15 protein-coding genes are annotated in these 13,052 nt (G+C 42.8%); 8 read left to right on the top strand and 7 right to left on the bottom strand.

From position 1 onward, the window contains the following. From B3O33_RS05725 to B3O33_RS05715, 3 genes are all read left to right on the top strand, one after another. Nucleotides 1-233 (top strand): hypothetical protein (locus tag B3O33_RS05725; protein ID WP_292363172.1); only part of this gene is annotated, 233 nt, incomplete at its 5' end. Then, nucleotides 230-2,524, top strand: a complete 2,295-nt coding sequence (locus B3O33_RS05720) for an ATP-binding protein (RefSeq protein ID WP_292359718.1) — start codon at nucleotides 230-232, stop codon at nucleotides 2,522-2,524. The genes B3O33_RS05725 and B3O33_RS05720, both read left to right, overlap by 4 nt. 353 nt (nucleotides 2,525-2,877) lie before the next feature. Next, complete coding sequence (locus B3O33_RS05715) at nucleotides 2,878-3,126, top strand: hypothetical protein (RefSeq protein ID WP_292359717.1); 249 nt, start codon at nucleotides 2,878-2,880, stop codon at nucleotides 3,124-3,126. A 300-nt stretch (nucleotides 3,127-3,426) separates the two neighbouring features. On the opposite strand, the gene B3O33_RS05710 is transcribed toward B3O33_RS05715, so the two are convergent. Genes B3O33_RS05710 through B3O33_RS05700 form a run of 3 tightly spaced genes read right to left on the bottom strand, consistent with a single transcriptional unit; the run spans nucleotide 3,427 to nucleotide 4,777 of the window. Continuing rightward, nucleotides 3,427-3,885, bottom strand: coding sequence for a hypothetical protein (locus B3O33_RS05710; RefSeq protein ID WP_292359715.1), 459 nt, complete (start codon nucleotides 3,883-3,885; stop codon nucleotides 3,427-3,429). Nucleotides 3,886-3,915: 30 nt separating this feature from the next. Then, nucleotides 3,916-4,272 (bottom strand): hypothetical protein, encoded by a 357-nt coding sequence (locus B3O33_RS05705; protein WP_292359713.1) that lies wholly within the window; start codon nucleotides 4,270-4,272, stop codon nucleotides 3,916-3,918. Between the two features lie 25 nt (nucleotides 4,273-4,297). Further along, nucleotides 4,298-4,777, bottom strand: a complete 480-nt coding sequence (locus B3O33_RS05700) for a hemerythrin domain-containing protein (RefSeq protein WP_292359711.1) — start codon at nucleotides 4,775-4,777, stop codon at nucleotides 4,298-4,300. 322 nt (nucleotides 4,778-5,099) lie between these two features. Here B3O33_RS05700 and B3O33_RS05695 point away from each other — a divergent pair, with 322 nt between their 5' ends. The 4 genes from B3O33_RS05695 to fae all read left to right on the top strand — a co-directional run bounded on the left by B3O33_RS05695 (nucleotide 5,100) and on the right by fae (nucleotide 7,900). After that, a complete protein-coding gene (locus B3O33_RS05695; RefSeq protein ID WP_292359709.1) occupies nucleotides 5,100-5,408 on the top strand; it encodes a CBS domain-containing protein in 309 nt (102 codons plus the stop codon). A gap of 107 nt (nucleotides 5,409-5,515) precedes the next feature. After that, the gene (locus tag B3O33_RS05690; RefSeq protein ID WP_292363171.1) at nucleotides 5,516-5,806 is read left to right on the top strand and encodes a hypothetical protein; all 291 of its coding nucleotides are present in this window, start codon (nucleotides 5,516-5,518) and stop codon (nucleotides 5,804-5,806) included. Nucleotides 5,807-6,299: 493 nt separating this feature from the next. Beyond that, nucleotides 6,300-7,208, top strand: coding sequence for a KPN_02809 family neutral zinc metallopeptidase (locus B3O33_RS05685; RefSeq protein WP_292359705.1), 909 nt, complete (start codon nucleotides 6,300-6,302; stop codon nucleotides 7,206-7,208). A 140-nt stretch (nucleotides 7,209-7,348) separates the two neighbouring features. Continuing rightward, on the top strand, nucleotides 7,349-7,900 hold the full coding sequence (gene fae / locus B3O33_RS05680) for a formaldehyde-activating enzyme (RefSeq protein WP_292359704.1): 552 nt from the start codon (nucleotides 7,349-7,351) through the stop codon (nucleotides 7,898-7,900). A 117-nt stretch (nucleotides 7,901-8,017) separates the two neighbouring features. Here the strand turns inward: fae and dacB are convergent, their stop codons facing one another. Together dacB and B3O33_RS05670 are read right to left on the bottom strand one after the other, a co-directional pair. After that, nucleotides 8,018-9,259: a D-alanyl-D-alanine carboxypeptidase/D-alanyl-D-alanine endopeptidase gene (gene dacB, locus B3O33_RS05675; RefSeq protein WP_292363170.1), complete on the bottom strand. Its 1,242-nt coding sequence runs from the start codon at nucleotides 9,257-9,259 to the stop codon at nucleotides 8,018-8,020. A 266-nt stretch (nucleotides 9,260-9,525) separates the two neighbouring features. Continuing rightward, nucleotides 9,526-9,897: a DUF4870 family protein gene (locus B3O33_RS05670; RefSeq protein ID WP_292359701.1), complete on the bottom strand. Its 372-nt coding sequence runs from the start codon at nucleotides 9,895-9,897 to the stop codon at nucleotides 9,526-9,528. Nucleotides 9,898-10,613: 716 nt separating this feature from the next. Here B3O33_RS05670 and B3O33_RS05665 point away from each other — a divergent pair. Further along, nucleotides 10,614-11,069, top strand: a complete 456-nt coding sequence (locus tag B3O33_RS05665) for a hypothetical protein (RefSeq protein ID WP_292359699.1) — start codon at nucleotides 10,614-10,616, stop codon at nucleotides 11,067-11,069. Nucleotides 11,070-11,079: 10 nt separating this feature from the next. On the opposite strand, the gene B3O33_RS05660 is transcribed toward B3O33_RS05665, so the two are convergent. Then, nucleotides 11,080-11,799 carry an SDR family NAD(P)-dependent oxidoreductase gene (locus tag B3O33_RS05660; RefSeq protein WP_292359698.1) on the bottom strand — a complete coding sequence of 240 codons (720 nt, stop codon included), beginning with the start codon at nucleotides 11,797-11,799 and terminating at the stop codon, nucleotides 11,080-11,082. A 253-nt stretch (nucleotides 11,800-12,052) separates the two neighbouring features. Next, the gene (locus tag B3O33_RS05655; protein WP_292359696.1) at nucleotides 12,053-12,781 is read right to left on the bottom strand and encodes a dienelactone hydrolase family protein; all 729 of its coding nucleotides are present in this window, start codon (nucleotides 12,779-12,781) and stop codon (nucleotides 12,053-12,055) included. Nucleotides 12,782-13,052 lie beyond the last annotated feature (271 nt).

The raw sequence follows: 13,052 nt of genomic DNA, 5'->3' as shown, positions 1-13,052 counted from the left end.
ATACAGATGAAATGCCTCTCATCAAATACCAGCCCGCGTTGCATCAATTGAATCTGAATTGGTCATTAATTGCTGAACTTCATCAAAGTATTCAATGGGCCAAACTTAGAGGGCTTGCTGAAACAGACATACAGACGGATGTAATTTCCTGGTTTGCTCCGGAACCGTTGCGTACTATTCAGCCGTTTTCAGTCAAGATTCCCACCATGCAGATTGATGAGAGTCAGCCATGAAGCTGGTTCAAATCGCCATTATTTTTATATGTACAAGCCTGCTGGGATTATTGTTTTTAATCGTGTTAGGTGCCTGGAGTTATCATCAGGTTGAATTAAAACGGGATGAACTGAGCTACCTGGGCTCAATAAAACACAGAATCGATGCGTTATCTGTTGGCAGCGATAATGTGTTGATATTTCGTCCCGATGACAGACTTTGGCAGATTTTTTTAGGTGATGCCCGAGCGATTCAGGCAGATCTTACCGCTCTGGAAAATGGTGGATTCAATGCTCAGCTTGCAGTGCGGCATATAGATCAACTGATTAAATCAGTTGAAGATGCCTATAAAACACTGCCGGAAAATATCGATCTGATAAGCAATGATTACCGGATTAATCCATTGACCCTGCCATTAAGATCGAGACTGCTTATCAATCAGGTAGCGGATCATGGCATTGCCATAGAGAGCGCGATAGATCAGTTAATGCTGGAGAATCAGCAGAGCATTCAAAGCTATATAAACCGTATTTTATTGCTGTTTATACTGTCTACGCTATTGTTTGGCGTGTTGTGTGTGATCGCCTTCAGTATGATGTATCAGCGTATTGCTGTACCTACCCGAAATCTTATCAGCACCATACAACAAGTGTCTCAAAACGATGACAAAGCACGTGCAAAAGTTATCGGCAAAGATGAAATGGCTGAGTTATCAATTGCCTTTAATGCACTTCTGGATCAAAAAGATCATTCGAATCAACAGATCCTCCAGCAACAAAGCGAGTTAAGCAAACAGGCTCATTTACTGGAGATAGCGGGTCGAGTTACCCGTTTTGGTGGCTGGTCGATAGATATGATGACTAAACAAGTGAAATGGTCCAATATGGTGGCTAACATTCATGGCAAACCGAATGGCTATTCTCCTACTCTTGATGAAGGGTTTTCATTTTATATTCCAGAGCATCAATCGCGGGTTAAAGAACTGTTTCATGCTTGCTCAGAGCACGGAACACCTTTCGATGTGGAATTGCAGATCATCAATTCTGCCGGGGAGCTGATTTGGGTTCGTTCATCTGGTGAGGCTGTACGTAATAGCGAAGGCGAAATCACTGCCTTGCAAGGTGCTTTTCAGGATATTACCGAACGTATTGAACTGGAAAACCGTCTGCGTCAATCTCAACGCCTGGAAGCTGTCGGGCAGCTGACTGGCGGTGTGGCACACGACTTTAATAACCTGTTAACGGTCGTTATTGGTAATTCACAAATTATTACCGAGTCACTGGATGAATCCAGCCGTCTCAAACCGTTAGCGGATATGATTCTGCAAGCGGGGTATCGAGGGGCAGAGTTAACCCGTAGTTTATTAGCCTTTGCCCGAAAACAACCGCTTGAACCAAAACCGGTAAAAATCAAGCAATTAATCCAGCAACTATGGCCATTGCTGGAACGGGCCGTAGGGGCTGAAATTTCAATTCAGTTAATGGCCGATGATCAGCTTCATCAGGTCATGATTGACTCCGGTCAATTTGAAAATGCTCTGCTGAATCTTGCCCTGAACGCCAAAGATGCCATGCCGAAGGGAGGACGCATTGTCATAGAAGCACAAAATACGCATTTACCCGATCGGTATGCACAGGAGCATGAGATTAATACGGGGGATTATGTCGTTATTGCTATTTCAGATTCAGGTTTCGGTATACCTGCAGAGATACTTGATAAAGTATTTGAACCGTTTTACACCACAAAAACAAAAGACAAGGGTACGGGTCTGGGACTCGCCATGGTGTATGGTTTTATCAAACAAAGTAATGGTCACGTTAATATCTACTCGGAACCAGGACAAGGCACTACAGTCAGGCTTTATTTGCCAGTTGCGACCAATAAAAATGTTCCTTCGGATAACGTGTCGTCTGTTACCACCGATTTAAAGAAGGGAAATGAACAGATACTGGTCGTTGAAGATGATCCATTGGTTCGTGAGTATGTCATCTCGCAATTGACAAGCCTGGGATATGAAGTGCTTTCCGCTGCAGACGGCAAGCAGGCAATGCAAATTCTTGAATCCGAACAGACTATTGATTTGCTGTTAACCGACGTTGTTTTGCCTGAAGGTATGAATGGACGGAAAATTGCCGAACAGGCACTTAAGTTACGGCCCGGGCTGCGAGTGTTATATACATCTGGTTATACTGAAAACTCTATTGTGCACCATGGCCGACTGGATCCTGGTGTGTTGTTATTATCTAAACCCTACAGTCGTGAAGAACTGGCGAATAAAGTTAGAATGGCGCTAGATGTGTCACCTGCATAACCTGTGGATTATCGTTTATAGCCTGCTGGTGGCAATCCAACCCGCTGAGCCTGAAAGTTTTCCGGTTATCTTGTAAAAATTACATGATTAATTCACTGTGCTCGCATGAAAATTTCATAATAAACACGCCAGTTTTATAGTGAACAATAACATTATATTTAAGCTTTAAGTTTATGATATTAAATAGTATATTTGGCTGTACTGTTTGTTCCTGAACCGCTCCTGATAAATCTGGCACAAGGTTTGCGATGGAGCTTGTTACAAGGAAAGCTTCATCGGCACTTTCTTTGATAGATTTTTTTAGTCATCAAGTTCACTAAAAAGTATGCCGATAATTAAAATAGGAGAATGAAATGTTTAAACAACTATTTCTTTCAACGGCCTTGGCGACAGCTTTTATCGCGACACCTGTACTCGCTGGCGATCATGATAAACATGATGCTAAAGGTGAGTCACAGACATATGACAATGTCGATAGAGATGATAAAAAAGTGACGCCAGATAAAAAAGCGTATGACAAAAACAAATCGGATGATGAAAATGCTAAACATCCTGCCCATGAAATGGGTGAAGGTGACCCTGCCAGGGAACAAGGCCAATAGTATCCTCTAGATTTATCAGTTTAATGAGAATGTAGTGTATTTAGTGGAAGAAAGATTTTCTGGCCGATTTCTCAGTGTCGGCTGGAAAATTCATTCAAGGATGTGACGCTACGTTTTCATTACCTTTCAATATATTTGATAATCTTAATGACTGATTTGTAATTTCTGCGCTAATCTAACGCTTGTTCCTCAATTATCCCCCCGTGATGCCAATCCTAATAATATGTTGGATGTCAAAACTCATACCTAAGACGTGGAATAGCAATCCCAACGTTTTCTATTAGAAAAACACTGACCTTTTTATAACTGTTTAAGTATCTGGCAAGCATGGCGTCCTTCGCTTAACAGGATGATGTTTTTATGAATACACGCATCATTCCAGCCAAATACATTATCGGGTGCGGCATGTTTGGAGAAAAATTCCAGGTCAACAGCTGTCGTATCGGCAAACTGGTAAACTTCGATACGTTCACTGTACCATTCACCCACCCAGCCAACTTCAGCATTTTGAATTAATGTTTGACGTTGATACTGTTTTTCAAATCCGGCAGCTTCGACATCCTTAATTCTAATCAACTGGTCATTGAAAGTGATTTTGTAGCTCAGCATGATGCCCGCAATAATAATGACGATAAACATGCAGTAAATCAGATAATCGGTCGCCGTTAATCCCGGGTTTCGGGCATGACATTGAACACATGTTCTGGCCTTACGAGCGACTTGGTATTCACAAACCTTGCATTTAACCAGTCTTGCCATAAATATTCCCTTTTTTGATTACCTGGATAATTAGCTGGGGAGTTTCCGATAATTGTTGATAATCCGGTGTACCCTCTCACATGCCTGAATATATTCCAGGATCATGACTGTGGGCGGTGACTGGATGCTTTCAATACTTAAGCGGGTATATTCGAGACGATGTATTAGATTTCCCAGTCGTGGATCCAGAACCGTCAGATTTCCGATTTCAATTTTGCCTAGCAAAACCGACTCGTTCTTATTCTTCCTATCAGCGTTCGGCATTCCATAGATTTCCTTTTCCAACACATGCCAGGCTTTACGCATTGAATAGATCGGAAATACCGATGCTTCCTTTTTCAGGGAGGCCCACTCCATGGATGCTTTTTTTGCGTGGTTGTTAGCCATAAATCACCAATAACGGCTATTGAAATTAGACTTTATGCTCAGAGCTTAGCTGTTGTTTGCGCTGAGCAAGCTTCTCGCCAAGTGATAGCAGATCCACGTCGCTTTTTTTCAATAACGGAAATATTTCTTTTTCTTCTTCCCTGACGTGATGTTCAATGTATTCCGAAAGCACTTTGACTTTGGCATCAAACAGTTCTTCGTCAGCCTGCATTTGTTGAATTTCTCTAATCAGAAGTTTGGCACTGTCATGCTCAACCAGCGCCTCATCGACCAGATCGGTCGAGTCAGCCAGCTTTTTACGAAAAGCCGGATAAATAATTTCTTCTTCCAACTGTGTATGCAGTATAAGTTCAGCACAGATTTCATCCGCCAGATTTTTCTTTCCAATATAAGCGTATGGCCCTAATTCCTCATATTGAGCGAAGGCCTTTTCAACCTTACGGTGATCGTTTTTTAACAAGGTTATGGCATCTGTATGCTGCACTTGCACTTGCGAGTCAGTCATATTTTTGTCCTGTTGGATTCAATAAAAGATAGAACGGTATTGCAATATGTATACCCGTGATAATGAATCCTATGCGAAGGCTTGTCATTGCTGATATTGATCTATGTTGTAAAAGTGATGACGTTATAAAACAAAATGTAATATGGGTAAAAATTACTGAGATACAGAGAAAAAATTATAGGTTTTGGGTTTGCCGAGTTGCATGACTCTGCCGGAGCTCATGAAATATGTTAAAAACCAGGCTGTTTGTCATCTGGCATAGGGCTTGCTGAATACCATGGACTATTCATTTATCGCTGAATGTTTAATCGGGAGATTTGGGATGAACGAAAAACAGATTATGAATTCATCAGTAATGACGGTGCCTGGTTTTGTCAGTTTGAGAGAGGCAGCAGAAATAATGGATCAGGAGCATGTCGGGTATCTTGTCGTCGCCAGTGATGATGAGTTGATTGGAACCATTAGCGCTAAAGATATTATTTTACACGCTGTATCTGATGGCAAAAACATATACAAGACAACGGTTGCAGAAGTGATTACGGCGAATATTCCTGAAAGTTATGAAGACGACCCCGCAAATGATGTCACACAGCCAATGAATGAAAAGCAGGCTCACCAGTGCCTGTGGTAAACCTGTTTAATTTCACTGGTATCAACTTTAGTAAGTCATAACCAAAGGTCGCCGGAGTAAAAAGTTTATATGACCATTATTTATCAATTAATCAGTAAGGAGTGACTATGTTAAAAACCATCATGTTTACCATAACATTTGCTTTCGCTTCGATTATGTTATCTGGCTGCTCAGATGAGCAGGACGATCGCATAGGCCAGGATAATGAACTCAATGCAGATCCTGAGTGGAGTGAAAACCCTTATGGTGATGAGGAAGGTCAAGATGCCGATAACCCTCAATCAACCGATGAAATGAACCGTAACAAAGATGATGATGATCTGAACGAACCTTACCCTGATGAGGACCCGGCTGGTTTGGAAGAGGCTGCAGAGCAGGGCATAAGCCAGCAATATTGATTGGACTAGCCAACCAGTAGACAAAATAGCCGGTAATGAAGCGGAACATTAAAAGCCCGGTAACCGCATTCGGTTTACCGGGCTTTTGTGGCTGTTAATGAATTTTTTTGTCCGCCTGCCCCCCCTGTGGCTCCTGTCTCCACGGTTTCCCTTCACAAAAAGCGTAATTCTTACAATCCGCCGTGCAGCCTCTGCAAGGCAGTCGTCGACTTTCCGGAATGTTTTTTATTTTATCTTCAGCTTTACTATCGCACATTGCTTTTACTCTTAAGATTACCTGTAGAACAAAGTACTGCCAGTAAAGTGAATACGGTGTGAAATAGCATGGGGTAAATGCCTGTCAGGCCCTGAAATATCGTTTGCTGAAGAAAATATTTCCTTCAGCTTCTAACGTATAAATTATGATTATGTTATTCACATAGCGGAACAGACTCTGGCATTCAGAAAATAGTCACCCCATCAAAAATTCAATCTGCTTTTAAAGGAATCAATTATGCGTTGGAAGGGTAGACCTAAGAGCAGTAATATTGAGGATAGGCGCTCAATGCGTGTTTCTCGTGCAGGTGGTATGGGCGGTGGTGGCTTAAGATTATTGCCACTGATGTTTCGTTTTCTTGGTTTTAAAGGCACCTTGCTGTTAATTGTCGGTGTAGTGGCTTATGGCTTATTTACCGGTAACCTTGGCAATATATTGAATGTTGTTGGTCTTGGTGAAAGTCCAACCAGTACAGCATCCTCAACAACATTAAATGAATCTCCGGAAGAAAAGGAACTGGTTGAGTTCGTCTCCGTAGTTTTAGCGGATACAGAACAAACCTGGAGCAATATTTTTGAAGATAACGGCCAGCGCTATCAGGAACCGCGGTTAGTATTATTTCGTGGGGTGGTGCGTTCAGCCTGCGGTACAGCCCAATCAGCCATCGGGCCTTTTTACTGTCCCGGCGATCAGCAGATTTATCTGGATTTGAATTTTTTTGATGAACTGGCAAACCGTTTTGGTGCCCCGGGAGATTTCGCGCAGGCCTATGTGATTGCCCATGAGGTGGGACATCATATTCAAACATTGATGGGCATATCGTCCAGGGTTCACGCCGCGCGCAGTAAATTAAGTGAAGTAGATGCCAATAAACTTTCAGTGAAACAGGAACTGCAGGCGGATTGTTTTGCTGGCATCTGGGCCAATCATGCCAACGAAAAGAGACAGTTGCTGGAAACCGGAGATATCGCAGAAGGCTTACGTGCAGCCAGCGCAATCGGTGATGACACCCTGCAAAAACAATCCAAAGGCTATGTCAGCCCGGACTCGTTTACCCATGGCAGTGCATCTCAACGGATGCATTGGTTTAAAGCCGGTTTTGAATCGGGTGATATTGCAAGTTGTAATACCTTTGCAAATGGTTAGGATCCTATTGGGTTTGAACTCCCAGTGTTCGCATATTGGCTAACAGGGGGAATTACGCCTTAAGGATTATTGCTTGCGGGCCTGGATAGCATCAACATAGAATGGCGCGTTTTTTCTTAATAATTATTTGGAGTGTAACAATGTCAGAACCCGTATGGTTTAGAACCGGAGAAGCCACCGTCTTTGCCAGTGAAGATCAAGGCACGGATGCAATGCCGGAAATTTTGATTGGCAGTACCAAAGGACCTGCAGGTCAGGCTTTTGCTAATTTGATGGGACAGACTGAAGGGCACACACGTATGTTTGCCATTCGCGCGACCAACCAGCAAGTTAAACCAGCCACCATGATTGTGCCTAAAGTCACAATTAAATCAGGAAGTTATGTCGCCTTGTTTGGTGGTCCGGTACAGTCGGCAATTGCTGATGCCGTATTGGATAGTGTTATCGAAGGTGTGATACCAAAAGAACATGCCGATGACTTATGTATTGTAGCGATGATCTGGATTGCCCCGGATGCGGCAGCAAACCCGGATGTGGATCGTAAGGATCTGTATCGTACTAACTACGAAGCCATGAAGCTGGCAATTAAACGTGCTATGTCGGGGTCACCGACGATTGATGAGCTGATCGCCAACCGTAACAAGATCCACCATGAAATGTATGATCCTGAAACGGGTGAATCTGCCTGGTAAGCTAACGCTTTATGCAATAAAAAACCCTCTTTGTGTTCGCAAAGAGGGTTTTTTTATAACTAGGGTCTGAAAGAACAACAGACCCTAATATCTGAGAGTTGCTCTCCAAGATGAATTTTAATTATCGTTATATAACTTTTCATAGAAACCGCGTTCAAAATCTCTTAATGGCTTGCGGGCAACATTACGGTTATCACTATCCGAATGATAATTGGAAAGCAACTGAACAAAATATAACGACTTACCAGATTTAGTGTTGATTTTACCGGCCAGATTGTACACACCATAGATGGAACCGGTTTTTGCCGTCACTTTTCCGGTCAACGGTGCATTAACCAAACTGCTGCGATACTGCAGGGTGCCTGATTGGCCTGCCACTGGCAGGGTTTCGATTAATCCCAGTTCTTTGTTACTGAAGATAAATTGTACGACCTGCATCAATTGTTTTGCGGTGACGCGGTTATTTCTCGATAAACCCGAACCATCCAGAATGATAGCGCGTGACAAATCAATATTGGCTTTGTCTTTGAGTACTGCCTTGGCAGCGGCTGCACCATTTTCATAACTGCCGGGTTGTTTGTAATAAATACGGCCAACCGTTTTCAACAGGTTGTCAGCAATCAGATTGTCAGACCGTTTCATCATGACATCAATCAGTTTCAGTAATGGTTCCGATTGATGCAGAGCAATGACCGTACCTGTAGCCTTATCGTTGCGAATGATTTTCCCTTTCAGACGGATACCGGCGCGATCGAGTTCTTCCTGCAAAACCTTGCTCAGGTACATGGTGGTGTTTTGTACGGCCAGATGGAAATTGACTGGCAAGCGATGCGATCCTACACAGCCATTGAGTGAATATTGATTCCAGTTATCTGCGGTAAGTTTGAGGTCACAATCTATGTTCTGGTTCTCCAAACCTTCCCGGATGATGATATCGTCAGCACTGATATTGATATAGGGAGAGCCACTGGCTCTTAATGCTTTTACCGGAGCCGGTGTGGTGCCTTCAATTTTCCCGTAAACACAGTTGCCATTCATGGTAATACTGCTTGAAGGAGCACTGTAACAGACTCCCATAATATCCCACGGCACGCCAATAGCGCGTTCTGACGTGTCAAAAGCACCGCCGTTTAAATACAGATTCCCTTCAATTGTCGTTTGTTTTAGTTTGAGTTTTTCTACCAGAACACGCAGATGCGTCCGAGTGAATGTCGGGTCACCACTGAAATTAATAATGATATCTTTATCTGATGTTTCTACCGTTGTTTCAAAACGGAAATCTTTATCAAGTGTTAACCGAGCAGCAAGGCCGGTAATGATTTTTTGCAGACTGGCTGGTTGCTGGANNCGCTTTACCATTGGCAGAATCTACGACATATACGGCGATATCGGCCCCTTCGGGTGTCGGTTTACCATTCAGGCCAGGGTCAGTGAAAACTTGTGTCGCTTGACTAGGAGTAGCAGTAAAAAGCAGCAATGCGAGAGTGAGATATTTGGTCATACAATCCAGTTATACGAGAGGTTAGCGTTGAAAGACTGCAAAGCCTAACATGAAAAATGGCATTTGATTTAAATTCAAAATGCCATTGTCAAAGTGACTCCCTCACTTTAACGGCATTTTCATATCAGCTTTCAGAGTACATCGGTTTGTTGTCGGCTACATTTATCCAGCCTTTGGCGATACGGTAAATTACCCAGACGGCATTTGCCAGCAGAATAAAAACACCAATAACGACAGCACTCAATAAAGCACCGATCAGACCCCATAGCAAACAAAACCAGAATGTACGGATCTGCCAGCGGAAATGTGACTCGAGCCAGGTGCCTCTTACATCATCGCGTTTGATGTAATTGATGATAACTGCAACTAAAAACGTCAAACCGACAATAAATGATGCGGCCTGCAGAGCATAAATCACGATTGTCAGTGTTTTGGCTTGATTGGGAACAGGATTAATTGGTTTTTCGGAATTTGGAATAACGCTTGGTTCAGACATGTTGAGTTCCTTGATAATCTGCCCGCAAAGGATAAATCTTTTTGCGGGCAGATATCAAAAGTTTAAATTTAACAGCAATGGAAAAAAACTAAAGTGGGGAAGGGGGGATCCTAGAACCAGGTCAATTAAGTATGGATTAATGAGGAATAGCGTTTGAGCATTGCTCACAGGCATTAATATACTGGGCCCGGTTATAGTACTTTCTTCTTGCTACGTAAATTGCCGTTTTACAATCGGGTAGGTCTCCCAGTGCAATACAGTCTGCAGAACGGGGGAGGTTTGGACAGGTTTCAGGACAAACACGATGAATTTCACATGTGTTGCTGGTCAGGTTGGGATTTGAATCCAGATAATAACTCGCCATAATGCTATCTCCCTGAATATAACGATATTAAATTTACTTTTAGAGTGTGTCTAAGCAGTAATTTATGTGCTTATTATTACCAAGTTTTTGTACGTCACAGTAAATGAATAATTCCCTTTATGTTGGGAAACTTTGCCTGTATAAACTAAGGAAAATGGAAATCATTCGTGTTTACAGCATATTAGCCGCTCAATTCATTAAAACTTTTTTTTGTTGGAAATAATATACAGAGATCCCATCACTGAATGGTAGCTTGAGAAAATTCACATGTCCCGGATCGGACCTTTATGACTTGTCTGAAATGGTTCTGCTGTGCTAACAAGGTAACAGGCATTGAAAGGAGCTGAGCTCTATGAGCAAAGAGATCGAACAAAGCATGATCATTCTGGCCCGACATCGGTTGAAATGGTTGAGGGTGGCGTTAGCAGGACGCGATGCTGACCTTAATCTGGTACAAAATACCTTTCATCAGCTGACCGGCTTAACCAGTTTACGGTTTGTACAGGATAATGGGCTGAGTCCTGCAACAGCAAAAGAGCTTGCTATCATTGATAATCTGGCGATTTTGAATGTTCAGCAGCAACATCCGGAAGTGTTGGAGAAGTTTTCCAATGAATCCCAAAAGCTGTCTAAATATCTTGATATGCCAGCAAGGGATTTACTCGACCTGCTATTTAAAGATGGCGAGCGATTTCAGAATCAGGAAGCCATTTCTGTCGCCATGCATCGTGGATTGATCAGCGATATCCATCATGAAAAAGAAGCGTATGCCCGACTGGATGCACGAGAACAGAAAAGAGATGGCTGAAGCGTACATATCACCATTTAATCGACTTGCCTTGCCAGTCAACAAAGGACAATTCACCGTCAGCAGGCAGGTTTTTTAATATCTCAAACAGTCTGTCGGCTACAAAGTCAGGGCTGAATAATTTGTCTTCGGGCACGTTGGCACTGTACGGGCGGGAAAGCGGGGTGTCAGTGGTAACTGGATGAAAGGCAATTAATTTTACCTGTTTGGCCCGACGTGCATATTCAATAGCCGTCGTTTTTAACAGCATATTCAACGCTGCTTTGCTGGCCCGGTAGCTGTACCAGCCACCTGCATGATTATCTTTGATGCTACCGACCCTTGCACTGAAGATGATTAATTGACAGTTCATTGACTGTTTAAGTACCGGTAAAAGATGTTTCAGCCAGAGCACTGGCGTTATGGTGTTGATATTCAGGATGTGGCTGATCGAATCTGCAGAGAGTTCTTCCAGCCGTTTTTCAGGTTTTATGTCACCATCATGCAATACACCGTGACAGATAAAGACTTTTTCAAAATTACGCTGTTCATCATAAAACTGCATGGCCAGTTTGTTCATACTGGCCTCGTCATATTTCGATTGATGCCAGATAACTTCGGAAAACTTATCAGGTGGAAGTCCACGGCTGATAACAACAATGTTTTCTGCCCTTAAGTAAGTTAAAAGTTTATCAATAATGGCCTGAGCAATTTGCCCACTGCCACCAATCACCAAAGCGGATGTTTTCATTTATCAAGTATCCGCTAAATAGTGTGAAATTTGTGTGTGAAAAGTGAATTTTATTTTCTGCAGGATTCAATAAAACAGTTCTCTAGCTTATTGTTCAGCCACACTGCAGAGTACTGACATTATTTTTTCCGACTTTGGCATTGGAGATGACTGATTGAAAACATCGACACCACAACAGCATTGTCGTCTTGTTGGGTAAAAATTAGCCTCGAGCAATGATGGCTATGAAAGATAACAGCTGGAACTAGCGAATCTAACGCAGTTTCTCATTCAGAAAACTTAACAGGCGGTGCCAGGATTTTTCATCTGCATGTACATCGTAATGCGGGTTTCCTGCTTTGGTAAATGAATGCTGAGCCCCACCATAAACAATCATTTCATTAGGGGCACCATCTTTTTCCATGGCCATACTCAACATGCTGAATTCTTCCATAGAAATATTGGCATCCGCTGCACCATGCTGCACCAGAATTTCAGCCTGAACATGCTTATAATCCTGATCTTCTGGCGTCCCCAGACCACCATGAATGGCAACAAAACCCTTCATTGGTGAACCAGAGCGAGCCATTTCCAGAACTGCGGTACCGCCCAGGCAATAACCGATCATCACCGCATTATCGGTGGCTGCGCCGAGCTGTTTTGCCTGGTTGATGCCCCCATTGATTAAATCCCGCATACGTTGCCGATCCCGATACAATTCTCCGGTATGATGGCGCCTGTCTGCTATTTCAGCTGGCCGAATACCGGCTCCGTAGATATCAACTGCAATAACGGCATAACCAGCCTGATACAGCATATTGGCACGTTTAATTTCATAATCGGTAATGCCATCCCAGTCATGAATCAGAATGACTAATGGTGCAGCATCAGCGGGACTGACATAGTAGCTTTCAAATTGTTCTCCATTGACTTCGTATTGAACCGGTTGTGCCAATACCTGATAACTGAAAAGCCAAATAACGACAAACACTGCCCATTTCATTTTTGAACACCCTGCCATAAAAATGATGCTACTTTAGCAGACAGAATAGCGGGTTACGTTGGGAGCAATTCCTGAGATCAATATGCAAGGTTTTATAAACGGATTCACTGGCCAGCCTATTCAGTCGGCATTCATATATAGTGCTTTATTGTTATTATGAAAAAAGCCAGGGACAGCTTAGAAATACCATGATAAGTCGCCTCAAAATGTAGGCTGTAAAAAGCAGTGAAAACTTATCCCTGTCATCTGCTGACAAATGCATATAAAAGCG

Source organism: Methylophaga sp. UBA1464, assembly GCF_002325665.1.
Taxonomy (GTDB): domain Bacteria; phylum Pseudomonadota; class Gammaproteobacteria; order Nitrosococcales; family Methylophagaceae; genus Methylophaga.
Note: the sequence above shows the minus strand (reverse complement) of the source record. Positions and strands in the feature narration are given on the sequence as shown.

Bases quoted from the DNA above. Each gene is read 5' to 3' on its own strand.
- B3O33_RS05695 (WP_292359709.1), top strand. From the start codon at position 5,100: ATGAACGAAAAACAGATTATGAATTCATCAGTAATGACGGTGCCTGGT.
- fae (WP_292359704.1), top strand. From the start codon at position 7,349: ATGTCAGAACCCGTATGGTTTAGAACCGGAGAAGCCACCGTCTTTGCC.
- B3O33_RS05670 (WP_292359701.1), bottom strand. From the start codon at position 9,897: ATGTCTGAACCAAGCGTTATTCCAAATTCCGAAAAACCAATTAATCCT.
- B3O33_RS05720 (WP_292359718.1), top strand. From the start codon at position 230: ATGAAGCTGGTTCAAATCGCCATTATTTTTATATGTACAAGCCTGCTG.
- B3O33_RS05655 (WP_292359696.1), bottom strand. From the start codon at position 12,781: ATGAAATGGGCAGTGTTTGTCGTTATTTGGCTTTTCAGTTATCAGGTA.
- B3O33_RS05685 (WP_292359705.1), top strand. From the start codon at position 6,300: ATGCGTTGGAAGGGTAGACCTAAGAGCAGTAATATTGAGGATAGGCGC.
- B3O33_RS05705 (WP_292359713.1), bottom strand. From the start codon at position 4,272: ATGGCTAACAACCACGCAAAAAAAGCATCCATGGAGTGGGCCTCCCTG.
- B3O33_RS05710 (WP_292359715.1), bottom strand. From the start codon at position 3,885: ATGGCAAGACTGGTTAAATGCAAGGTTTGTGAATACCAAGTCGCTCGT.
- B3O33_RS05690 (WP_292363171.1), top strand. From the start codon at position 5,516: ATGTTAAAAACCATCATGTTTACCATAACATTTGCTTTCGCTTCGATT.
- B3O33_RS05700 (WP_292359711.1), bottom strand. From the start codon at position 4,777: ATGACTGACTCGCAAGTGCAAGTGCAGCATACAGATGCCATAACCTTG.
- B3O33_RS05660 (WP_292359698.1), bottom strand. From the start codon at position 11,799: ATGAAAACATCCGCTTTGGTGATTGGTGGCAGTGGGCAAATTGCTCAG.
- B3O33_RS05715 (WP_292359717.1), top strand. From the start codon at position 2,878: ATGTTTAAACAACTATTTCTTTCAACGGCCTTGGCGACAGCTTTTATC.
- B3O33_RS05665 (WP_292359699.1), top strand. From the start codon at position 10,614: ATGAGCAAAGAGATCGAACAAAGCATGATCATTCTGGCCCGACATCGG.